The organism is Kitasatospora sp. NPDC093102, assembly GCF_040683915.1.
Taxonomy (GTDB): Bacteria; Actinomycetota; Actinomycetes; order Streptomycetales; family Streptomycetaceae; genus Kitasatospora.
Genome location: NZ_JBFBFA010000053.1, coordinates 21604 through 43164, shown reverse-complemented (window position 1 = coordinate 43164; position 21561 = coordinate 21604). Strand labels below are relative to the sequence as shown.

Sequence of the window (21561 nt, the reverse complement as noted above, 5' to 3'; positions counted from 1 at the left end):
CATGGACTCCCTCCTCCGCCTTGCGATGCACGCACCCCAACGCCGCCCCGCCCGCCCTCCGGGCGGACGACGGGGGTTTGAAGACGGACCCTAGCTCTTGCAGGCGGGTTGGGCCGACAGCCAGGCGGTGGCGGCGTCCAGGGTGGGGTCGGTGCCCTTGCGGGCAGGGGTGTCTATCTCCTCGTCGGGGTGGATCGGGCCGTCGTGGACATGGCCGGTGCGGTCCGTCTCGGCGGCGCCGGTGAGGACGATGACGGCGCCGTCGGACAGGCGGTGGGGGGCGTTGCCGGTGGGCACCCCGAAGGTCTGCTGGCCGAAGCTTCGGGTGGCCGGTCGGCCGATGAACGCAATGGTGACGGCCTCGCCCGCGCTGCCGGTCCTCCGGGCGGTGAGCACGGCGACCGGCGGGTTGGGGACGGTGAGCGGGGTGACGCCCTCGGCGGAGGCCTGCGGGGTGTCGTCCTGGTAGGGCACACCGCCGCGGATCGACCACACGGCCCGCTTGCCGTCCGGGGTGACGAAGCCGCCGACCGGGCCGTCCCCGAGGATCGGCCCCGCCACCGCGAGCGGCGCCCACATCCCGCCGCCGGTCTCGTCGCGCAGGTCCACCACCCACCCGCAGGCGCCCGCCCGGTCGGTCGCGGCGGCCGCAGCGCGACCTTGCCGAACGTACTCGGCGTAGGTGCGGTCCGAGCCCTTCACCGAGGGAAGCGCCAGGTAGCCGATCCGGTTGGGGAGTTGGCGTGCCGGCGGTGCGTCGACGACGTCGGGGTCGCCGTCGACCTCGCCGGCCTCGGCAGGTGGAAAGAAGTGGCTGTGGCGGTCGCCGAGTGCGCCCAGGGCGCCGTTGATGGCGGGATATGTCTCGGCAGGGGTGCGGGCCTCGCCGACGCGGTCGAAGGCCTGGGCGCGGACTGTCTTCCAGTCCACCTCGGCCCTGTGCAGCGATTGCTGCTGTATGAGGTCCAGGGCCTCGGTGAGGTAGTCGCGAGCCTCGGGCGACAGGCGGGCGCCCTCCTGCGGCGACGGCGTCGAGGCGCAGCCGACGAGCAGTACTGCGGTGCAGGTGGCTATCGCCCAGCGGTGTTGTGACCTCATGCGTTCCCCTGATCGGTTCGTGTGTCCGCTGATTCTTCCCCAGGGGGCGATTCTCAGGGAGTGTCGAACTCGGCCTTGGCCGGCACGGTTCCAGCCGGAGTTCCGCCCCGGCCCGGGAGGTGACGCACAGGCCCTACGCCCTATCTGCACGGCGTTGGGGCTGCCAGGGTTGCGGCCTGCTGGAGCGCCCGCGCCCGGTGGATGACCTGTCGGTGCCTGCGGAGCGGGAGCGGCTGCGCAAGGTCGGCGGGTTCAAGCAGGAGGACCTGGCGAAGGCTCTGACGACCCGGCGGGAGACGATCGTGCGGTGGGAGGTCGGGGCGACGGAGCCGCGGCGGCCGAAGTGCGAGGCCTACGTCGCCTTTCCCGCCCGGCTCGCGCTGCGGCATGGCACGGTCGAGCCGAGTGCGTGGCTGCGCTGGGCGCAGGCCGTCGCCGCGCCGGCCCTGGCTCCCGACCCGGCGTGGCCGTGGGTCGGGCACCGGGTGGCGGTGGGTCCCCGCCCGTCGCCGTAGCGCGGCGCGGGCGGGGACGGGCCGCCTACTTGATGCTCTTCACCAGCGGGACTGCCAGCTGCATGATGTTCGGCAGCCGGCCCAGGATGTCGTCGCCGCTGAGGAACAGTACCCGGTCGCCGATCCGGGTCACCACGATCTCATCGCTGCTGTACGGGCCGGTGGGAACCTTCTTCATGTCGAAGGCCTCGTCACCGAGCCCCGGCACGGGCTTCAACGTCACGGTCATCGGGATCGGTTTGCCGTCCACGCTCTTCCCGGTGAAGGTCTTGCAGCGCTCCGCGTACGCCCGCAGGTCGGTGAGCAGCTGGGCCGCGTCGCCGGGGCGGTAGGCGCCAAGGTAGACCTGGACCATGTGATCGGCGACGGCCGCTACCGCCTGCGGTTCGCCGACGGCAGGCTCCAGGAGGTGGACGGCGCGCAGGCGGCCGTCGAGGCGATCGTCGACGCCCTGCCCGACGACGCCGTCCCGGCCTGACGCCACGCCGGCCCGCCCCGGCGGCCGCGAAAGCGCCGCGACCCCGGATCGCCGGTTCTTGCACGTCAGCGCACCTCCGGCGGATCCTTGCTGCGGTGTCTCGAAGCCGCCAACCCCCGCATCCGGCGCCTCATCGAGGAGAACCAGCAACTCCGTGACCAACTCGCCCGCGCACTCGGTGAACAACGCGCCGGGACAACGCGCCGGGACAACTCGCATCAGCCCACTCAAGCAGCGTGCCTCGCAGCGACAGCTGTCACGTCGCAGTCCGAACCGTCACCGCGCGCCCGTTCGAGCGGATCGGAGCCCAGCGCCCGCTGTCCTGTCGCTTACCGCTGATGGGCAACTGGTTGCGCAAGAGTGAGTCCGGTCCACTGTTCCAGCGCCTGCGCGTGGCTGCCTACCGCCGTCGCCCGGGCAACCGTCGCAACTTCCTCCGGCGTCGGCTCACCGTTGCGGGAGAGCAGAGCCAGTGGCCAGGCCGGGGCTCCGGAATGCTGACCGTCGAAGGGGTGCCAGTCCCAGGCCGCATCGAACCGCCAGACGCGCCCGTTCCTGTCGGCTACCTCATCGCCCGGTGCAAGGAATGCGTACGGGCGGAAGAGCAGCTCGATGCGGATCGGTTCACCGCCGGCCGGATCGAGTGCGCAAGCCTGGTCCTCAAGCTCGGGGTCATAGGTGTCACCCTGCCGCAGGAGGTCGAGACAGGACGCGGGCCGCGGCAGCATGCCGGTGACCTGGGGCGGATCGAAGTGATAGACCGCCTGGACGTGCACCACGGTCGCGGGGATCCCTACGAGGCATGTGTCACCCGCCCTGACCACGGTCTCCGCCGGTTCCGTTCGGAAGATCTCCCACTCACCGGCCTCAGGCGTTGGAAGCGCCCGCTGGCCGTTCCACCTGATGTTCTTGGCCTGCGGGTCCACCTCCAACCACGGCCACCGTACGGAAACGTAGTAGCGGGAGACTTCAGTGACCGTGGCCTCGGTGAACGGGCACTCCAGCATCAGCACATCACCGGCCCGGTAGTCGTCGATCATGGACGCATTCTGCACGAGAGACACCGCTGAGACTCCGGTGCACTTCCCCAGGCCGAGCGCGATCCGCGGTGACGACTACCAGTGCGAGGCACAGGCGGTCGCGAGCGATCCCCGGTCGACAACGATCGGCCCGTGCTGAAAGGACTCCCGATGCACCGACCGCACCGACCGCCCCCGCAGCCGTCTGCTCTGGCTCCGCGGCGGCGACGCGACCGAGCTCCTGCAAGCCCCGGCCGCCGGCACCATCCCGCTGTCCCACGAAGGCCTGCAGGAAGCACCCGGCTGGCGAACAGCCACCCTGCTGCGGGATCTGCTGATGGACAGCGGTGTCCTCGCCCGCATCGACCGCCAGATCTTCCTCTACGAGCGGTGGCTGTCCGACCAGGCCCTCGGCTGCACCGAGGTCACCACCGCCTGCGTCGCCACCGAGGTCGGAGCTCTGTGGAGCCGGTATGCCTCCGGTGACCACACGCCGTGACACCAGTCCCAGCCTCGCAGATCACCGGATGCCGGCGGGGCGGCGCAAGGTGGCGGAGGGGTAGTCGGCAGGCCAGGATCAGCACCTCATCGCCGTCACGCAGCCTCGACGATGAGGGCGATGCCGTCGAGGAGCGGCTTGAGGCCGAACTCGAACAGCGTGTCCAGGTCGAGGTCGTAACCGTCCTTGCAACTGCTGGCGATCCTGGTGAACACGGGGTACCGGGTCGCTGTGGTGATCGCCGCGAGGGCGGGGGCCTGAAGGTCCATCCACTGGTCCTCGGACAGGCCGGTGGCAGCCTCGGCCTGGGCTTCCCGTTCGAGGTGCACGGCGATCCCCTGGATGTAGCTGTAGAGCAGGACGTGCAGGTCGAGCATGGTCTCCGGATCGAGGCCGTGGCCGTCGAGGGCGGCGAGCGCCCATTCCGCGTGGCCCATCAGGGCCGGAAGCATCAGGGGGCGGGTGAGGGAGCCGACCTGCGCGAGCCAGGGATGCCTGCGGTGGATCCTCCACAAGGTGCGTGCACCGAGTTCCAGGCGGGCCCGCCACCCCTCCGGTGGCTCGACCGGGTAGGTCTCCTCGCCGAACGCCGCGTCCGCCATCAGGAGAACCAGGTCGTCCTTGCTGTTGACGTACCGATAGGGGGACATGGCGGCGACACCGAGCCTGGCGGCGACGCTGCGCATCGACACCGCGCTCAGCCCTTCGGCATCTGCGATGTCCACCGCGGCGCGGACGATCCGGTCGCGGCTCAGTTCGTGATCGGAGAGGGCCATGGACGCAGAGCGGCGCTTGGACGGGGCACTATGCTCCACCGATGCCGGGTTCTCTCTGGCCGTTACCACGGTACCGACCCGGGGGCGGGCCTCGACCAGCCCTTCCAGGCGGAGCGTGGTGAGGGCCTTGGTGGCTGTGGCGAGCGCGACTCCCCATTCACGGGCGATCCGGCGTGTCGACGGCACGCGCTCGCCCGGGGCGAGCGCTCCCTCGGCGATGCGGCGGGCGATCTCGTCGGCGATGCGCCGAAACGGCGGGTCGGACTGCGAGGCCATGCTGTCGGCTCCCTGGAAAATTTCTTTTGCGCCACCGAATCTGTACTAGTTCAGACCCTACCGGCGAGGGAGGCCGAAATGACCCTGCTGTCCTAGATCAGAGCAGGGAAAATGACAGTTGGCAGCGCTGCGCATACGCCGTACATTCAGGGCGCGTACAGCGTATGAAGGAGCTTGCATGAAGACTGTTCTGATCTCCGGCGCCGGTGTCGCCGGTGCCGCGCTCGCCCGTTTGCTGCACCGGGACGGCGTCGCCGTGACGGTCGTGGAACACGCACCTGGCCTGCGGCCCGGCGGCCAGGCGGTGGACATCCGTGGCGTCGCACTCGATGTCGTCGGGCGGATGGGGCTGCTGGACCAAGCCCGGGCCCACCGCACCCGGATGCGCGGCATGTCGGTGCTGGACGGCGACGGCAGGGAGATCCACCGCTCCACCGAGACGACCTTCAGCAGCGGCAGGCTCGCCAACGACGACATCGAGCTGCTGCGTGAGGACCTGGTCCGCATCCTGCACGAACACGCCGGCGCCGACGTCGAGTTCATGTTCGCAGACCGCATCACCGCGCTCGACCAGGACGAGGACGGGGTACGGGTCGCCTTCGAGCGCGGCCGCCCCCGGACCTTCGACCTGGTCGTGGGAGCCGACGGCCTGCACTCGGCCGTGCGACGGCTGGGCTTCGGGCCCGAGGAGCAGTTCACCCGCCACCTGGGCATGCATCTGGCGATCTTCAGCGCGGACAACTTCCTCGCTCTGGACGACTGGCAGCTGTGGCTCAGGGACGACGAGGCCGGCTACGGCATCTACCCGGTGCGCGACAACACCGAGCTGAGGATCACGTTCGGCTTCGCAGGCGAACCGCTTCCCGCCGGCCCCCGTGACGCCGAACAGCACAAGCAATTCGTCGCCGATCGGATGACGACGCTGCGCTGGCAGACCCCGAGGCTGCTGAAGGCCCTGCGGGAGGCAGACGACTTCTACTTCGACGCGATGACGCAGGTCCACATGGACCGCTGGTCGAACGGCAGGACCGTCCTGCTCGGCGACGCGGGCTACTGCGCCTCTCCGCTGTCCGGCCAGGGGACCAGCCTCGCTCTCGTGGGAGCCTACGTCCTGGCCGACGCCCTGCGACGGGCGGACGGCGACCACCGAACGGCCTTCGCCTGCTACGACAAGCGCATGCGCCCCTTCGTCGAGCTCAACCAGGCGCTCGCCACCGAGAATCCTGGCGGACCGGCTGCCGAAGCTTCCGTCGAACGGGCCAAGAACGCGATCGCACTCGACGACTGACTTCTCCGGCAGCCTCGAAACCGCCACCGCCATGATGCCAACTGGCATGCTGTGGGACCCGCCTCCCCAGCCGACGTCTTCCACCTGGCCGGTTGCAGGGCGATTCCAGCGGCGAGCGGTCAAAGTCCGGTGAGAGTGCTCAAACTTCGTGGAGACGGGTCACGGCCGCCACGGCGGCGTCCGTCCACCGCACCAGCACCGGACGATGCTCGTCCGGTCAGCCCAGCGATGCGCTCGCCGCACGCAGTTCGTCCAGGGCCGCCAGGGTGTACCCGGCGAGCTCGTCCTCGGCGCCACGGTCGTCCTCGGCCCATTCGGCGTACCCCCGTTTGAAAGCGAGGACGCCCAGCTCGCCCGCGAGAGCCGCAGTCGGATCGGGTACGCCGCGGGCGACCAGAGCGGTTGTCATCGCGGCCGCGAGACTGACGGTCTTGAGGGCGTCACGCTCTTGAAGCTCGGCGCTGGCGGCGACGGCCGCCTTCAGTCGGGGGGCGAGCTCGCGACTCCCGGGGCCCATCGCGGTCGAGGCGCGCTCGAGACCGGCAGCGACTGCCTCGAGCGGGCTGGCGTTACCAGGCGCGTCGGCGATCCCCTCGGTCAGCAGCCGGCTCAGCGTCTCCTGCCCGGCGACCAGCAGCTCGCGCTTGTCGGGGAAGTGCCGGAAGAAGGTGCTCTTGGTGACCCCGGCACGCTCGGCGATCTGCGTGACCGTCGTGGCGTCATACCCCTGCTCCGTGAACAGGTCGACCGCAGCCACGACGAGGCGTTCACGCGCACCTGGTTCCCATCTACCCATGGGTTCAGCATACGCGATGGGACTCTTGTCCCATCACTCTGCTAGAGTGAGTGACGGGACAAGAGTCCCATCACTTCTGGGAGGGCTTCCATGCGCGTCTTCGTCACCGGCGGCACCGGTCTGATCGGTTCCGCCGTCGTCGCCGAACTCCTCGGCAACGGCCACACCGTCCTCGCACTCGCCCGCTCTGACGCCTCCGCACAGGCCGCCGAGGCAGCCGGCGCCGAGCCGTTGCGGGGAGGCCTCGCCGATCTGGACGTCCTGCGCTCCGGCGCCGCCCAGGCCGACGGGGTGATCCACCTGGCCTTCGGCAACGACTTCAGCAGCCCCGAGGCCCTCGCCCAGAACGTTGCCGAGGAGACCGCCGCCCTCACCACCCTCGGCGAGGAACTCGTCGGCAGCGACCGCCCCTTGGTCACCGTCTCGGGTACGCCCTGGGTGCCGGGCCGTGCCTCCACCGAGGCCGACCCGGTGCCGACCGACGGGCCGGTCGGCGGCCGCGGTCGCACGGTCACGGCGGTCCTGGGCCTGGCCTCGCGCGGGGTCCGGAGCACGTCCGTACGCATGCCGCGCACGGTTCACAACGAGGGCACGGGCGGGTTCGCCGGTCTGCTGACCAACATCGCACGCCAGAGCAGGATCTCCGGCTACCCCGGCGACGGCACGCAGCGCTGGCCCGCCGTCCACGCGCTCGACGCGGCCGTTCTCTTCCGGCTCGCCCTGGAGCGGGCGGAGGCCGGTACCGCCTGGCACGCCGTGGCCGACGAGGGGGACAAAGTACGGGACATCGCGGCCGTCATCGGCCGACGGCTGGGCCTGCCGGTCGAGTCGGTGCCGGAGGAGACCTACGGCCCGCTCGGCCCGATCTTCAAGGCCGACCAGCCCTCGTCCAGCACCCGCACCCGGCAGGCGCTCGGCTGGGAGCCGAAGCACCCCAGCCTTCTGGAGGACCTGGAGAACATCCAGCCCTGATCGGCGACCGACGATCGGGGCGGACCCGCTGCCGGCGCTCACGTCGGCAGCGGCCAACCCTCACCTACGTCACTCGCGACCGACCGTCTCGCCGCAGCGACATCTCGTACCCGCACATCCCGCGGTCGACGCGCTCCGGCTCCCGACGTGTTCCCCACACCATCGCCAACAACCAGGCCCGCCGGCGCCGGTCCGCCACCCGCGTGGCAGCGACACATCTCGCACCACCCGCGCCAATGCGGCAATTCATGTCCACAACAAACAGGAGGTTCCATCATGGTGGCAGTTGTCTTCGGCGCTCGCGGTAACGTCGGTCGTCATGTGGTCGACGGCCTGCTGGTCGCCGGTGAGCAGGTCAGAGCAGTCACCAGGACCCCAGCCGCGGGCTTGACGCCTGGGTGCGAAGCAGTCGTCGCCGACCTGGATCGTCCCGAGACGCTGCCCGCAGCGTTCGACGGTGCCGACAAGGTGTTCCTGTACGGAATGCTCGACCCCCAGAAGCCCTACGACATCGAGAAGGTCGCTGCGGCGGCCGCAGCTGCGGGGATCCGGCAGGTGGTTCTGCTCTCGTCGGTGTCGGTCGTCCTGGACCTCGACGCCGACCACCCGGTCGCCCGCCTGAACCGCACGATCGAGCAGACCGTCCAACGGTCCGGCATGGACTGGACGTTCCTCAGGCCGGGGACATTCGCGACCAACACCCGCACCTGGTGGGCCGAATCGATCCGCACGGACAACGTCGTCCGCCTTCCCTATCCGCTCGCACAGTCGGCACCGGTGAACGAGAAGGACATCGCGGCGCTGGCGGTGACCGCCCTGACCGAACCGGGCCACTCGCACCAGGCCTACACCATCCACGGGGCCGAGTCCCTGACCCTGCAACGCCAGGTCGAGCACATCGGCGAGGCCATCGGCCGTCACATCCGGGTCGAACACGTCTCCGCCGAGCAGGCTCGCGCGGAAGTCGCCAGGACGATGCATCCGGTCGTGGCCGAGGCGATCGTGAGTCAGTGGGCCGCCACCGACGGCGTCGCGGCCGTGACCTCCGTCATCGCCGAGAAGATCACCGGCGCTCCGGCACACACCTACGCCCAGTGGGCCGTCGACCACGCCGACGACTTCCGCTGAGCTTGTCGTGCTGACCAGCCATACGGGGCCCGGTCTGCCCGGCACTCCGGCTTCTCCGCCCCAGCTGTTCTGACCCGCCCGGCCGCGCGACCTGCCACCCGATCAGGTGAACCCTGCTGTCGCCGTCCGCCGAGGCGTCGGAACCGGCCGGGTGGCAGGCCGTGCCGGCGGACGCGGCCGGACTGCCGGGATCCCTCGCCCGCCCCACCAGGGCGGACGAGGGATCCCGGGGGAACCTGCTAGCAGCCGATCAGAGACCGTCGCCCGGCTGCACCGTAAGGTCCGCCGTCAACGGCTCGACCATGCCCACAAGACCGCCCTCGGTTTGGTCCGCGCGCATGATCTGATCGCGCACGAGGACCTCAGGATCCGTAGCATGGTCAGGGCTCCCGCGCCGAGGCCTGACCCCGAGCGGCCGGGTGCCTTTCTCCCCAACGGGGCCGCGGCCAAGGCCGGACTCAACCGCTCGATATCGGATGCCGGATGGGGGGTGTTCCTTGCGATCCTGCGTGCCAAGGCTGAAAGCGCCGGGCGGGAAGTGATCGCTGTGGCCCCCCGCAACACCTCCCGGACATGCCCCACATGTGGGCATGTTGCGGCGGAGAACCGGCCCCCCAGGACATCTTCCACTGCACCGGCTGCGGCCACCGGGCACACGCCGACACGGTGGGAGCCGTCAACGTCCTCCGGGCCGGGCAGGCCCGTCGCAACACCCGGAAGGGCTAGCGAGAAGCCCCCGGCATCAGCCGGGGGAGGAGTCACTGCCCTACTGGTCCCTCCCCTCAGCCGTCTGCTCCGTTCCGCCCGGCTCGGTCGGCGCCTCGGACGCGCGCGTGCCGTCCAGGCGGATGCCGCGTGTCGAGGCCCACATCACCAGGGCGCTGCCGCACACCACGCCACAGTCGGCGAGGTTGAAGACCGGCCAGTGCGGCAGTTGGATCCAGTCCACGACGCGTCCCTCCCACGGAGATGGGTCCCGGAACAGCCGGTCGACGAGATTTCCGGCTGCCCCGGCGATGACCAGCCCGAAGGAGACCGCCCAGAGGGGAGTACGGATTCGGGGCGACACCACCAGCATGAGGACGACGACCATCATCTTCACCGTAGTGAAGAACCATGTCTCCCCCTCGCCGATGGAGAATGCTCCACCCGAATTGAAGACCAGCGTGAATTTCAGAAGCCCGCCGAGTGTCTCTGTCGGATCGGTCCCCGAGAAATGTGTCAGCGCTATCTGTTTGGTGATGAAATCCGACGCCAGCAGCGCGAGTGCCACGGCTGTCATGGTTCCCAGTCGTCGAGGCGTGTCACCGGGTAAGGAAGCTCCTCGCGCAACCCGTAGGCGTAGTAAGCCAGTCATGGCCGCATTGTAGGTGACGGCTGCTTGTGCACGAGCGTTCCCAGGAACGGGAGCACACCGTCAGAACGGGAGCGCACCCTCGCCGTTGCCGCGCGTCGGCGAGCCACGACGGGCACTTGAAGATTTCGGCGAGGCGTGCCAGCCCTTCCCTGACCGTCCCGGAGGGGTGTTTGGTGAACGAGAGCCGCAGGGTCGCCGGGCCGACCTGGTCCGCGGAGAACGGCGCGCCGGGCACGTAGGCGACGTCATGGACCGCGGCCCGGGGCAACAGGGCGGTGGCGTGGTCGCCAGTGGTTTTAGCCACGCCAGCGAGCAACAGCACATCCACAGCACAATCGCAGCACGTGCCGGCCTTGATCCACGCCCGTACTGGACGTGCCTCGAACCGGCCCCATACGTTCGGCACATGGGTGATGTTCCTCGTCGGCGCTTGATCACGCTGGACGTGCTGGCCGCGCTCGGGTTCGTACTCCTCCCGCAGGTGTCGGTGCTGCGTCCGGCCGACGGCGGCGAGGTGAGTGCCACCGCGGTGTGGCTGCTGTCCCTGGGCACCGCGCTGCCACTGGTCGTACGGAGGCTGTGGTCGGTCCCGGTGTTCGTGGTCGTGTTCACTGCCGCCTGTGTGGCGCTGGCCGCCGGGCTCGGGCCGACCCCCTTCCTCGCCGCCGCCTACGCCCTGTACCTGGTGGCGACCACCAGGAGGGGGCGACCGGGGCTGTCCGCGGCCCTCGTCGCCTGGCCGTGCGCGGCCGGCGCGATCCTGATGACGGTGTCGGGAGGACAGGGCTACCGGGGCGGGAGCAGGGCCGTACAGATCGTGCTCGGACTGCTCGTCCTCGGCGCCACCTGGGCGACGGGGGCCGCGGTCAGGGAACGGCGGGAGAGCCTGCGTCGCACCATCGAGCACGCGGCCGAGCAGGCGAAGGTCGAGGAACGCCTGCGCATCGCCCGTGACATCCACGACGTCGTCACCCACAGCGTGGGCCTGATCGCGATCAAGGCGAGCGTCGCCAACCACGTGGTCACCATCCGCCCCGACGAGGCGAGGGAAGCCCTGGCGGTGATCGAGGACATCAGCCGCCGGGCGCTGCGTGACATGCGGGACACCCTCAAGGTGCTGCGCCGAGAGCAGGACGGCGGCGCCGACGACCTGCGGCCGGTCCAGGGACTGACGGACCTGCCGGCCCTGGTGCGCACGGCCGAGGCGGCCGGAGTCCGCGTCGACCTGCGGACCGAGTACGAGGAGGAGCCCCCGAACGGTGTCGCGCTGTCCGTGTTCCGGATCGTCCAGGAGGCCCTGACCAACGTCGTCAAGCATGCCTCGCCCACCCGCTGCCAGGTCCGACTGGCCGCCGTACAGGGCACGTTGACGATCGAGATCACCGATGAGGGCCCCGGGCCCGGGCACCGGCCCACCGTGCCCGGCGGGGGAATGGGCCTGGTCGGGATGACGGAGCGGGTCGCCGCACACAGGGGCACCTTCAGCGCCGGGCCGCGGCCGGGCGGTGGCTTCCGGATCGTGGCGACACTGCCGTACTGAGCCCGACCGTTCGCGGGTTCCGGACCCGGACCGTTCGTGGGTACCGGAGCCGGACCGTTTGCGGGTTCCGGACCGTTCGCGGCTACCGGACTCATCCGCAGGTATGGGCTCGGCCCGCGCGGGCCGCCGCGGAATCCCGACCCCGGACCGATGCGGCCGACGGGCCCGCCCGACGAGACTCGTCATGTGATCGAAGTCCAGAACCTGACCAAGCGGTACGGGGAGAACACCGTCGTGGCAGGCCTCACCTTCACGGTGCGGTCGGGCGCCGTCACCGGATTCCTGGGCCCCAACGGGGCCGGGAAGTCCACGACGATGCGCATGATGCTCGGCCTCACCCGCCCGGATGCCGGATCCGCCCGCATCGGCGGCCACCCCTATCACGACCTGACGTACCCCGCCCGGCAGGTCGGCGCCCTGCTGGAGACGGCGGCCCCGCACCGCAGCCTGACCGCCGCCGACCATCTGCGCTGGATCGCGCAGAGCAACCGGATCGACCGGCGCCGGGTCGCGGAGGTCCTGGAGACGGTCGGCCTGACCGGAGTGGCCCGGCGGCGGATCGGCACGTTCTCCCTCGGCATGGGACAGCGGCTCGGCCTGGCCGCGGCCCTGCTCGGCGACCCGTCCGTCCTGGTGCTCGACGAGCCGGTCAACGGCCTGGACGCGGAGGGCATCCGGTGGCTGCGCGACCTGCTGCGCTCGATGGCCGCAGAGGGCCGGACCGTCCTCGTCTCCAGCCATCTGATGACCGAGATGTCCATGGTCGCGGACCATCTGATCGTCATCAGCCGCGGACAACTGCTCGCCCAGACCAGCACGTCGGAGTTCATCCGACGCCACGCACGGACCTATGTGCGGGTACGGACCTCCGAACCCCTGCGCCTGCACCAGGAACTGGAGCGGAAGGGCGCCTCGCTGCGCCTCGCACACGACGGCAGCCTGGAAGTCGACGGCATGACGGCGGCCGAGATCAACCGGCTGGCCGCGGCGGGCGATCTCCCGCTCGAAGAGCTGAGCACCCACACGGGATCGCTCGAGGACACCTTCCTCAAGCTCACCGGCAACGAAGGAAGCAGCACCCATGTCTGAGACGGCCGCGGCCATGCGGGCCGAGTTCACCAAACTGCGAGGCATCCGCGGCACGTTCGGCGCGCTGCTGTTGTTCGCTCCCGCCAGCCTCTTCCTCTCCGCCCTGGGCGGCTGGTCCGCGAGGAAAGCGATCGAATCCAACAGCGCACTGCTCCGCTCCGACTTCACCCCCGAGCAGACAGGCACGGACGGCGTCCTCTACGGCCAGCTGGCGCTGATCGTGTTCGCCGTGCTCCTCGTCTCGAGCGAGTACTCGTCCGGCATGATGCGGGTCTCGCTGCTCGCCGTGCCCCGGCGCGGCCGGCTCTACCTGGCGAAGGTGGCCGTCACCGCTGCCGCCGCGGTGGCCGTCGCGATCCCCGTCACCGTCCTCGGCTACCTGCTCACGCAGTTCGCCCTCGGTCCCCACGGCGCCGGCATCGATGCGAGTGGTGTCCCCCGCGCCCTCGCCGGCGCCGTGGTCCATCTGACGCTGATGAGCCTGTTCGCGGCAGGCGTGGCCGCGACGGCCCGCGGCGCCGTCGTCCCGCTGGCCGTCCTGCTCCCGATGGTGCTCGCCGGGTCCCAGATCCTGTCCACCATCGGAGCGACGAACGAGATGGTGCGCTACCTCCCCGACCGGGCCGGCATGCGGATGCTCACGGTCGGCTCGGACGACGCGTTCACCGGGTTCGTCGTCCTTCTCGTGTGGACCGTCGCGGCACTGGCGGTCGGCTGTCTGCGTCACCGGCGTTGGGACGGGTGACGGGACGGTCGTGAGGCACATGACCCATGACCATGGGACATGACGCTGCGTAGGTTCCCAGACAGGTCACGGGCCGAACAGGTCGGCCCGGACGATCCCACCATTGGGAGGAATCATGTCCGCCGTCTACGAGCCCCGGGCCCTGCACGAGGTCGGCGACTTCGACGAGCTCACCAAGTGCCTCGGCATCGGGCACTGCCAGGACTTCGTCGGCTGCGGCTACGCCGTCGTCTGCTTCTTCTGATCACTGGGGTGCCGGTGCGCTCAGGCGCACCGGCACCACCCAGGGAACGAGGCGACATGGAATTCGTAGTTCTTCCGGACAACGCGGCCGCCTTCACCAGGCCGGACCGACGCCGGAGACACCTGGTGAGTTCCTCGGTGGGTTCGCCCACCCGATGGTCGACGACGGCGTCCTGGGGGGCGACCGTCTCCACCCGGTCGACCGCGGCTTCGGCCGGTTGGTCCACCGCCACCCCGGCTGGCGGACCCTGCCGGCGCCGAGGAGATCCTCACCGACATCGCCCGGTTCGCGGAGCCCTATGGCACCGAGGTGACGGTCGGGGAGACCGGGACGGGTGAGCTGGTGCTCGACGGCTCGTGACAGGTGCGGCTGGCCGGGGGGGGCTTGGGTCTCCCGTCGGGCTGTCCTCAACAGGCGCTGTGAGCAAAGGCAGTTGAGGAAACGGAACAGGCGCTGCTGCTAGAATCGCGGACTTCGAGGGCTCGATGAGCAGTTTGCGAGGAATGCGGGATGGCCGAGGCGGTCCGGGTGCTGATCGCGGACGATCAGGCGTTGTTGCGCGGGAGCTTCCGTGTCCTCGTCGACTCGACACCGGGGATGGAGACCGTCGGCGAGGCCGGTGACGGCGCCCGGGCGGTGGAACTCGCCCGGGAACTCAGGCCCGACGTCGTCCTGATGGACCTGCGCATGCCCCTCATGGACGGCATCGCGGCCACCCGGGAGATCTGCTCCGATGAGACCATGACCGGCGTACGTGTGCTGGCCCTGACGATGTTCGACATGGACGAGTACGTCTACCCGGCCCTCCAGGCAGGCGCGAGCGGATTCATGCTGAAGGACGCCTCACCCTCGGACCTGGTCGCCGGTATCCGCGTCATCGCCACCGGTGAGGCCGTCCTGGCACCCACGGTCACGCGCCGCCTCATCGAGACCTTCTCCCGCGCCCGGAAGACGGCTCGGCCGGTCCCGCGGCTCGTCGGGCTCACCAAGCGGGAACAAGAGGTGCTCGTGCTGATCGCGAACGGGCTGTCGAACGCCGAGATCGCCCAGCAGCTGGTGATCAGCCTGCCCACCGTGAAGACCCATGTGAGCGGCGTCCTGGCCAAGCTGAACGCACGCGACCGTGCCCAACTGGTCATTATCGCCTACGAAAGCGGTCTTGCCGAGCCGGGGATGCCCGCCTGAGTCCGCTGTCACACCCGGTTACCATGGTCACTTCGTGCTAAGTGGGGCAGCTCTCCCAAATGCCCGGCCGCGAAAGCCGTTTCACCGGGATCTGGCCCGCTTCCTCACCGAACACCGTCTCGCCCACCCCGCCCGCTATCAACGGTTCGCGTTCAGATTCGGCATTTTCCACTGGTTGAGACGTTCATGAGATCGATGCGACGTGACTTCGATGTCGGTGGGGCACCGTATGTTGGCCCGATGGTTCGGAATGTGGTCGACGAGCGTGCCGTCGAGGCGGCGGTCATCGATGCCCGGCGGGCGGTGGCCGAGTTCGACGGGGCCCGCCAGTGGCTGGCCGCTGCCAGGCAAGGACCGATGGAGCCTCTTGGAGCCGAGGTCTGGGTGTTCGACGAGGACCTTGCTCGGGTGGTGCTGGTGAAGCACCAGTGGCGGGGGTGGGTCCCGCCCGGCGGGAAGGTCGAGGCCGGGGAGACGCCGCGCGAGGGCGCGATCCGGGAGCTTTTCGAAGAGACGGGCCTTCGGGCGGAACTGCTGCCCGAGCCGGCAGCCGTTGCGGTCCGCTCCTATCACCCGGACCTTCCTGTCACTCTCGGGTTGTCGTATGCCGCGGTCCTTGATGCAGCAACCCCATTGGTCGCAGAGGCCGGACAGCCGGTGGCATGGATGCGTCTGGACGAGGGCTGGGAAAGCTGCTTTCCCGACGATGTCTCCCGCATCCGTCAGCACGCGGCATGGATGGCTGATCGGGTCGGCATTCACTGAGCGGCTGCTGTGACTCCGCCGCGGCGGGCGAGTTCGCGTCGGAGGTCGAGGTTCTCGCCGTGGGCTTGCTCAAGTGCGTCCCGCAGGGCCTGTACGTCTACTCGGTGCTGCTTCTTCAGTCGGGTGATCTGGCCGGTCAGTGCGAGAACGAGCATGCTCTGCTCGTCCGCCGGAGGCGTCGGTGCGGGAACGGAGCGGGCTTGGGCCCGGAGTCGTTCGATGCGTCCTCGCAGGTCCGGGTGGTTGCAGAGGAAGGCGTGGGAGACGGCGGCCTCGCGCTGGACAGCCTGGAAGGTGATCGGCTCACCGCGTTTGACCAGGATGCGGATCGCCTTCTCTGCCGCGGCGGTCCTGGCCTGGGACTTGGCCTTCGCGGCGGTGGCAAGTGTCCGGGCGCGCTTGGCGCGGGCGTCGTCGGTCATGGCCGGGTCCTTCGGTGACGGTCGAGGCCGAGGGTGAGCGGGACGGGGCCGTTGGGGGCGGCGCCGCAGCCGGCGCCCTGGACGGCGCCTCCGGGCTCGGCGCGGAGGGTGTCCAGCAGCTTGGTGAGGGCCGTGTGCTCGGCCCGCCGCTGGAGGAACCGGACGTTGTCCTTGGGTATCGGATATCCGTGTGCCACCGTCGCCGTCACCGCGAACGTCGCGCCCGCGCCGAAGGACGTCGAGCACTTCGAGGCCGTGCTCGGCACGGCGCTCTGCGCCGGTGACGGCCGCTTCCGCTGCTCGCTAGAGCACCCCTCCTCCGGCCTGGTCGCCGTTCCCCGTACGGGCGGTGACCAGGCCGGATTCGTAGGCCGCGATGACCGCCTGGGCGCGGTCCCGGACCTCGAGCTTGCCGAAGATGCTGGTGATGTAGTTCTTCACGGTCGACACGCTGATGTCCAGGGCCAGCGAGATGGCCGTGTTGTCGAGGCCGGTGGCGATCAGCCGCCACACCTCGACCTCCCGGGGCGTGAGCTCGCCCGTTCCGACGGCGGCCGGCGGCGGGGAGGCGGCCGCCGGGGTCCGGACGTAGGCGGAGATCAGCCGGGTGAGCAGGCGCGGAGCGACCACCGCCTCCCCGGCGTGCACCGTCCGGATCGCCGCGCCCAGGTCCTCCGGGGAGACGTCCTTGGGCAGGAACCCGTGGGCACCGGCGCGCAGCGCGGCCACCACGTACTCGTCCATGTCGAAGGTGCTGAGGGCGAGCACGCGGCAGCCGGGCAGGACGCGGGCCAGCTCCTCCGTCGCGCCGACGCCGTCCAGGACGGGCATCCGGATGTCCATCACCACGACGTCGGGGCGCAGCCGCAGGGCGGCGGCCACGGCCCGCTCCCCGTCCTCGGCCTCGCCGACCACCGCGAGGGTGGGGTCGGGGGAGAGGATCAGCGACAGGCCGCGACGGACCAGCGGCTGGTCGTCCACGATGAGCACCTTGATCGCCGGGGCGGGCCCGGCGCCACTCGCCGTGCCGGTCACCGGAGGGCCCCGCCGTGCTGGAGGGCGGCCTCGGCCGATTCGGTGGGGGACAGCGGCAGTTCGGCCACCACGGCGAAGCCGCCGCCCGGCTGGGGACCGGTCTCCAGGGTGCCGCCGTGCAGGGCGACGCGTTCGCGCATGCCGATCAGGCCGTACCCCGCCCGGCCCGTGCCCGGGGCGCCCTCCGGTACGGGGACGCCGCCGCCGTCGTCCCGCACTTCGACGGTGATCCGGTCGGGGTGGTACGCCAGGCGGACGGACGCCCGGGCCGGGCCGGCGTACTTGCGGGCGTTGGTGAGGGCTTCCTGGACGATCCGGAAGACGGTCAGGCCGACGGTCGGCGGTAGCGGGCGCCGGGGCCCGTCGACGGTGTACTCGGTCGGCAGCCCGGCCAGGCAGGACTCGTCCACCAGCCGGTCGACCTCCTCCACCGAGGGCTGGGGCAGCGGCGGGGCGGCGTCGGGCTCGTCACCGGCCCGCAGGACGTTCAGCAACTGGCGCATTTCGCGCAGGGCCAGCCGTCCCGAGGACTCCAGGGTCACCAGCGCGTCCCGGACCACCTCAGGGTTGCCGAGGTTGGCACGGGCGCCGCCGGCCATCAGCTGCATGGTGGTGATGTGGTGGGCCACGATGTCGTGCAGTTCCCTCGCGATGCGGCGGCGCTCCTCAGCGACCGCGCGGTCGGCCAGCAGCCGGCGGTTGGCGGCCACCTCCCGCTGCCAGCGGGAGACCGCCAGGCCGGTACCGCCCACCAGGGCGGCGGACAGGGGCGCAGCGAGGACCCCCTCCCAGGTCAGGTCGTGGAAGTGGCCCTGGCCGAGCGGCGTCACCACCGCCGTCGCCGCGACGGCGGCCGCGGTCACCGGGAGGGTGCAGGTGCGGCCGACGGCGAACAGGGCCACGGTCAGTACGGCGCCGAAGTGGGTGCCGAGCGGGGTGCTGGAGAGGTCGATGGCCGTCTGGAGGAGCAGGACGGCGGCAAGCGCGGGCAGCGGGCGGCTGCGCCGGACGAGCAGCGGCAGGCCCGACAGGACGACCAGGGCGAAGACCGGCACGGTGATGCCCCGGCCGCCGGCCACCTGGCCGAGGAGCAGGTGCCCGAGCAGGTCGAGCGTGCCGGCGCAGACGGCCACCAGGGCGTCGGCCTGGGTCCACGGCAGCCCGTCCGTCCACCGTCCCGGCAGTCCGTCCGTCCACCGTCCCGGCAGTCCGCCGGGGCCGTTCCCCGCCCGCCCCCTCGGCGGGCCGTCCGTGTCCACGGCCGTCCCGGAGCGTTGACGCCCGTCCATCTGGTCCTCCTGGCTGATCACTGACGCAGCCATTCTGGCACCGGCCCGGTGGCCCGGACGTGGTCCCCTCGGCCGACGACGGGAGGACGGACCAGGACCACGGTCCCGGTCCCGCCCCGGGCGGAGGACCCCGGGCCCCGGCGCGGATCGTCCGCTGCCCGGACGCCCGGCACCCCCTCGTCCTGATGGTCTGGGGGTACGCCGGGAACCCCCGGCGCAGACACCGACGTTCGCGTCCATCAGCCGGAGGAATCGTGATCCGCGCACTGACCGGGTTCTCCACCAGACACGCATGGAAGGTCATCGCCGTCTGGGCGGTACTGGGCATGGGGCTGGCCGTCCTGGCACCGATGCTGATGGCCCGGGTGACCGGGTCCCAGAGCGGGGACTTCCTGCCGCGCAGCTACGACTCGGCGGCCGCGCTGCGGATCGCCGAGGAGAACTTCGGCGTGAACCCGGACGCCACCACGGTCACGGTGCTGGTCGCCCGGACCGACGGCTCGCCGCTGACCGCCGCCGACCAGCAGCAGGTCGAGGCCGAGGCGGCGAAGCTCGCCAAGCGCCGGGTCGTCATGCCGAGGAAGGAGGAGGAGCCGGAGCTCCTGGTGCTCGACCGCTCCCAGACGCCCCGGATCGCGCCCGCCGCGGTGGCGCCCGACCGGACCTTCGAACTGCTTGCGGTCGAGCTGACCGGCAACGCGATGGAGGAGGGGGTGCGGGGCGTCTACAAGGCCTTCCGGGACGACGCCCGCGCGCGGTTCGCCGACCTCGGGATGCGCACCGGGTTCACCGGGGGCCTGGCCCAGGCCTCCGACAGCGCCGACGCCAACCGGACCGCTGCCCTGGTCGGCAGCTCCCTCGTCACGGTGCTGATCGTGCTGCTCAACGTGCTGGTGTTCCGCAGCGTGCTCGCGGCCGTGCTGCCGCTGCTCGCGGTCGCCGTGATCGGCGGCGTGGCCGGCGGGGCCGTGGCCGGCGCCGCGGCGCTCACCGGACTGAAGCTGGACGCCTCCACCCCGAGCCTGATCTCCGTGGTCCTGCTCGGCATCGGCGTCGACTACCTGCTGTTCCTGCTCTTCCGGTTCCGCGAGCACCTGCGGGCACGGCCCGACCAGCCCGCCCGGGAGGCCGCCGCCGAGGTGTCGGCCCGGGTGGGCACCGCGATCACCTCCGCCGCGCTGACCATCGTCGCGGCCTTCGCCACCCTGGGCGTGGCGACCTTCGGCCAGTTCCGGTCGCTCGGCCCGGCGATCGCCGTCGCGGTGCTGGTCATGCTGCTGGGCAGCCTCACCCTGATGCCCGCCCTGCTGGCCGCCTGCGGCCGCCGGATGTTCTGGCCCTCGCGCGGTCTGCAGCGGGTTCCGCGGGACGGCGTCGCCGGCCGCTTCGGCGGCCTCGTCGCCCGCCGGCCGCTGGCGCTGCTGGCGGCCTCCGTCGCCCTGCTCGGTGCACTGGCCGCCGGTGCGGTCGGGGTCCGGATGGACTACAGCCTGGCGGACGGCACCACGACGGCGGCCACGGCCACCGCCGCCGAGATCTCCCGCGCCCTGCCGGCCGGCGTGTCCGACCCGACGAGCGTCTACCTCGTCGCCGCGGACGGCGGCACCCTCGACGCCGGCCGGTTCGACGGCCTCTCCCGCGCCCTGACGGGGGTCGAGGGGGTCGGCCAGGTGGGCCGGACCGTCCTCAGCGAGGACCGCCGCGCCGCCCGGATCGACCTCTACCTGAACGCCGACCCGCAGAGTCAGCGGGCCCGCGACCTGGCCTCCGGACCGGTCCGTGCCGCGGTCGCCGCGCACACCCCGGCCGGGACGAGCGCCCACGTCGGCGGCACGGCGGCGGTCTTCGCCGACATCTCCACCGCCGTCGACCACGACCTGCGAGTGGTCTTCCCGGTCGCGGCCGCCCTGATCGCCCTGATCCTGCTGCTGCTCCTGCGCAGCCTGCTCGCCCCGGTGGTCCTGATGCTCGCCGTCGGCCTCGGCTTCGCCGCCACCCTCGGTGCCGCCACGCTGCTGTTCCAGCACGGCCTGGGCAAGCCCGGCGTCGCCTTCACGCTCCCGCTGGTGCTGTTCCTGTTCGTCGTGGCCCTGGGCACCGACTACAACATCCTCATCACCGACCGGATCCGCGAGGAGATGCACCGACCGGGCCCGCCGCGCGCCGCCGTGGCCCGCGCCGTGCGGCACACCGCGCCCGCCGTCGCCACGGCCGGCATCGTCCTGGCCGGCATCGTCCTGGCCGGCTCGTTCGCGACCCTGGCCACCACCCCGGGCAGCGAGCAGATCGCCTTCTCACTGACCCTCGGCATCCTGCTCTCCGCCCTGGTCCTCTCCCTGGCGGTGGTTCCGGCCCTGGCCGTTCTCCTCGGCCGCTCCCTGTGGTGGCCGGCCCGGCCGGCCCCGGCCCCGGCGGCGGATGCCGCCCCGGCCCCGGTCGCCCCGCCGCGCCCCGCTCCGGACCACATCGGCGTCCGCTGAGGCGTCCGCCGAGGCATCCGCCGTGTACGGCTGCGCCACCCGGGCCGGGCGTCCCCTCCACGGGGCGCCCGGCCCGTCACTCGAAGCGCGCCGGGTCGCCGGCGCCGCGCCGGGTGATCTCGGCCCCGCCGTCGGAGAAGTCGACGACCGTGGTCGGCACCGTGCCCCGTCGACGAGTTCAACGCTTCTCGGCATGTCGGCGACGACTCCCCGGCCCTGCTGCCGCCGCCGACCCCGGAGCGTCCTCGGTAGTCCGGACGGCCCGGGCCCGTCGCGGAAGCCGGCGTCACCCGGTGCTGACGCCTGACGCCCCACGTTCCGGCCGCGCGGCCGTCCAACAGGTGCATCGGGTGCAGCTCCGCCGCCCGCACCTCGTCCACCAGGAAGGGCGCGGCAATGACGGTGACCAGTGCCCGACGGATGAACGTCGATACGGCGTGCCTCCTCGCGGAGCGATTCAAGCAGCCGTTTTTCACCGTACGCCGGCCAGGGGGCCAGCCCTTGTCGCCGAGGCCGCCGTTGTGCGGTGGGCTGGCATCTGTAATCCGGTTACGTTGATAGAGCA

23 protein-coding genes and 2 pseudogenes are annotated in these 21561 nt (G+C 71.2%); 14 read left to right on the top strand and 11 right to left on the bottom strand.

Going from position 1 to position 21561, the window contains the following annotated elements:
* Window positions 1-90: 90 nt before the first annotated feature.
* Window positions 91-1098 (bottom strand): S41 family peptidase, encoded by a 1008-nt coding sequence (locus AB0O11_RS35075; RefSeq protein WP_363395232.1) that lies wholly within the window; start codon window positions 1096-1098, stop codon window positions 91-93.
* Window positions 1099-1295: 197 nt separating this feature from the next.
* On the opposite strand from AB0O11_RS35075, the gene AB0O11_RS35070 reads away from it, so the two are divergent.
* Window positions 1296-1613, top strand: coding sequence for a hypothetical protein (locus tag AB0O11_RS35070; RefSeq protein ID WP_363395229.1), 318 nt, complete (start codon window positions 1296-1298; stop codon window positions 1611-1613).
* A 25-nt stretch (window positions 1614-1638) separates the two neighbouring features.
* Here the strand turns inward: AB0O11_RS35070 and AB0O11_RS35065 are convergent, their stop codons facing one another.
* On the bottom strand, window positions 1639-1968 hold the full coding sequence (locus AB0O11_RS35065) for a hypothetical protein (RefSeq protein WP_363395226.1): 330 nt from the start codon (window positions 1966-1968) through the stop codon (window positions 1639-1641).
* On the opposite strand from AB0O11_RS35065, the gene AB0O11_RS35060 reads away from it, so the two are divergent.
* Window positions 1969-2091 carry a hypothetical protein gene (locus AB0O11_RS35060; protein ID WP_363395223.1) on the top strand — a complete coding sequence of 41 codons (123 nt, stop codon included), beginning with the start codon at window positions 1969-1971 and terminating at the stop codon, window positions 2089-2091.
* A 329-nt stretch (window positions 2092-2420) separates the two neighbouring features.
* Here AB0O11_RS35060 and AB0O11_RS35055 read toward each other — a convergent pair whose 3' ends face one another.
* A complete protein-coding gene (locus AB0O11_RS35055) occupies window positions 2421-3131 on the bottom strand; it encodes a hypothetical protein (RefSeq protein ID WP_363395220.1) in 711 nt (236 codons plus the stop codon).
* 316 nt (window positions 3132-3447) lie between these two features.
* Between AB0O11_RS35055 and AB0O11_RS35050 the strand changes: the two genes are divergently transcribed.
* Window positions 3448-3609 (top strand): hypothetical protein, encoded by a 162-nt coding sequence (locus AB0O11_RS35050; protein WP_363395217.1) that lies wholly within the window; start codon window positions 3448-3450, stop codon window positions 3607-3609.
* Window positions 3610-3704: 95 nt separating this feature from the next.
* Here AB0O11_RS35050 and AB0O11_RS35045 read toward each other — a convergent pair whose 3' ends face one another.
* On the bottom strand, window positions 3705-4661 hold the full coding sequence (locus AB0O11_RS35045; protein ID WP_363395214.1) for a TetR/AcrR family transcriptional regulator C-terminal domain-containing protein: 957 nt from the start codon (window positions 4659-4661) through the stop codon (window positions 3705-3707).
* Between the two features lie 178 nt (window positions 4662-4839).
* Here AB0O11_RS35045 and AB0O11_RS35040 point away from each other — a divergent pair, with 178 nt between their 5' ends.
* Window positions 4840-5949 (top strand): FAD-dependent monooxygenase, encoded by a 1110-nt coding sequence (locus AB0O11_RS35040; protein ID WP_363395211.1) that lies wholly within the window; start codon window positions 4840-4842, stop codon window positions 5947-5949.
* Window positions 5950-6166: 217 nt separating this feature from the next.
* On the opposite strand, the gene AB0O11_RS35035 is transcribed toward AB0O11_RS35040, so the two are convergent.
* Window positions 6167-6745 carry a helix-turn-helix domain-containing protein gene (locus AB0O11_RS35035; RefSeq protein WP_363395208.1) on the bottom strand — a complete coding sequence of 193 codons (579 nt, stop codon included), beginning with the start codon at window positions 6743-6745 and terminating at the stop codon, window positions 6167-6169.
* Window positions 6746-6835: 90 nt separating this feature from the next.
* Between AB0O11_RS35035 and AB0O11_RS35030 the strand changes: the two genes are divergently transcribed.
* The 3 genes and pseudogenes from AB0O11_RS35030 to AB0O11_RS35020 all read left to right on the top strand — a co-directional run.
* Complete coding sequence (locus AB0O11_RS35030) at window positions 6836-7717, top strand: SDR family oxidoreductase (protein ID WP_363395205.1); 882 nt, start codon at window positions 6836-6838, stop codon at window positions 7715-7717.
* 276 nt (window positions 7718-7993) lie between these two features.
* Window positions 7994-8845 carry an NAD(P)H-binding protein gene (locus AB0O11_RS35025; protein WP_363395202.1) on the top strand — a complete coding sequence of 284 codons (852 nt, stop codon included), beginning with the start codon at window positions 7994-7996 and terminating at the stop codon, window positions 8843-8845.
* A gap of 259 nt (window positions 8846-9104) precedes the next feature.
* Window positions 9105-9571: pseudogene (locus AB0O11_RS35020) on the top strand (transposase); the annotation flags it as partial.
* A 40-nt stretch (window positions 9572-9611) separates the two neighbouring features.
* Here the strand turns inward: AB0O11_RS35020 and lspA are convergent.
* Complete coding sequence (lspA, locus tag AB0O11_RS35015) at window positions 9612-10118, bottom strand: signal peptidase II (RefSeq protein ID WP_363395199.1); 507 nt, start codon at window positions 10116-10118, stop codon at window positions 9612-9614.
* 490 nt (window positions 10119-10608) lie between these two features.
* Here lspA and AB0O11_RS35010 point away from each other — a divergent pair, with 490 nt between their 5' ends.
* The 6 genes from AB0O11_RS35010 to AB0O11_RS34985 all read left to right on the top strand — a co-directional run bounded on the left by AB0O11_RS35010 (window position 10609) and on the right by AB0O11_RS34985 (window position 15770).
* Window positions 10609-11742 (top strand): sensor histidine kinase, encoded by a 1134-nt coding sequence (locus tag AB0O11_RS35010; RefSeq protein WP_363395196.1) that lies wholly within the window; start codon window positions 10609-10611, stop codon window positions 11740-11742.
* A gap of 186 nt (window positions 11743-11928) precedes the next feature.
* Entirely contained in the window at window positions 11929-12831 is a 903-nt protein-coding gene (locus AB0O11_RS35005) for an ATP-binding cassette domain-containing protein (protein ID WP_363395193.1), read from the top strand.
* Window positions 12824-13576, top strand: coding sequence for an ABC transporter permease (locus AB0O11_RS35000; protein ID WP_363395190.1), 753 nt, complete (start codon window positions 12824-12826; stop codon window positions 13574-13576). Before AB0O11_RS35005 ends, AB0O11_RS35000 begins: the two co-directional genes overlap by 8 nt.
* Window positions 13577-13691: 115 nt before the next feature.
* Complete coding sequence (locus AB0O11_RS34995; RefSeq protein ID WP_363395187.1) at window positions 13692-13820, top strand: aborycin family tricyclic lasso peptide; 129 nt, start codon at window positions 13692-13694, stop codon at window positions 13818-13820.
* A 510-nt stretch (window positions 13821-14330) separates the two neighbouring features.
* Window positions 14331-15005, top strand: a complete 675-nt coding sequence (locus AB0O11_RS34990) for a response regulator transcription factor (protein WP_363395184.1) — start codon at window positions 14331-14333, stop codon at window positions 15003-15005.
* Window positions 15006-15257: 252 nt separating this feature from the next.
* Complete coding sequence (locus AB0O11_RS34985; protein WP_363395181.1) at window positions 15258-15770, top strand: NUDIX domain-containing protein; 513 nt, start codon at window positions 15258-15260, stop codon at window positions 15768-15770.
* Here AB0O11_RS34985 and AB0O11_RS34980 read toward each other — a convergent pair.
* From AB0O11_RS34980 to AB0O11_RS34965, 4 genes are read right to left on the bottom strand one after another with little or no spacing between them, the layout of a single operon-like run.
* Complete coding sequence (locus AB0O11_RS34980) at window positions 15764-16192, bottom strand: DUF6262 family protein (protein WP_363395178.1); 429 nt, start codon at window positions 16190-16192, stop codon at window positions 15764-15766. The two genes, AB0O11_RS34985 and AB0O11_RS34980, sit on opposite strands and share 7 nt — an antisense overlap.
* Complete coding sequence (locus AB0O11_RS34975; RefSeq protein WP_363395175.1) at window positions 16189-16458, bottom strand: hypothetical protein; 270 nt, start codon at window positions 16456-16458, stop codon at window positions 16189-16191. Before AB0O11_RS34975 ends, AB0O11_RS34980 begins: the two co-directional genes overlap by 4 nt.
* Before the next feature lie 37 nt (window positions 16459-16495).
* Window positions 16496-17227, bottom strand: coding sequence for a response regulator transcription factor (locus tag AB0O11_RS34970; protein ID WP_363395172.1), 732 nt, complete (start codon window positions 17225-17227; stop codon window positions 16496-16498).
* Complete coding sequence (locus AB0O11_RS34965) at window positions 17224-18549, bottom strand: sensor histidine kinase (RefSeq protein WP_363395169.1); 1326 nt, start codon at window positions 18547-18549, stop codon at window positions 17224-17226. The genes AB0O11_RS34970 and AB0O11_RS34965 overlap by 4 nt, the downstream gene beginning before the upstream one ends.
* A gap of 221 nt (window positions 18550-18770) precedes the next feature.
* Between AB0O11_RS34965 and AB0O11_RS34960 the strand changes: the two genes are divergently transcribed.
* Window positions 18771-20996 carry an MMPL family transporter gene (locus AB0O11_RS34960; protein ID WP_363395166.1) on the top strand — a complete coding sequence of 742 codons (2226 nt, stop codon included), beginning with the start codon at window positions 18771-18773 and terminating at the stop codon, window positions 20994-20996.
* 76 nt (window positions 20997-21072) lie between these two features.
* On the opposite strand, the pseudogene AB0O11_RS34955 reads toward AB0O11_RS34960, so the two are convergent.
* Window positions 21073-21162 (bottom strand): annotated as a pseudogene (locus AB0O11_RS34955) (threonylcarbamoyl-AMP synthase); the annotation flags it as partial.
* Between the last annotated feature and the right edge of the window lie 399 nt (window positions 21163-21561).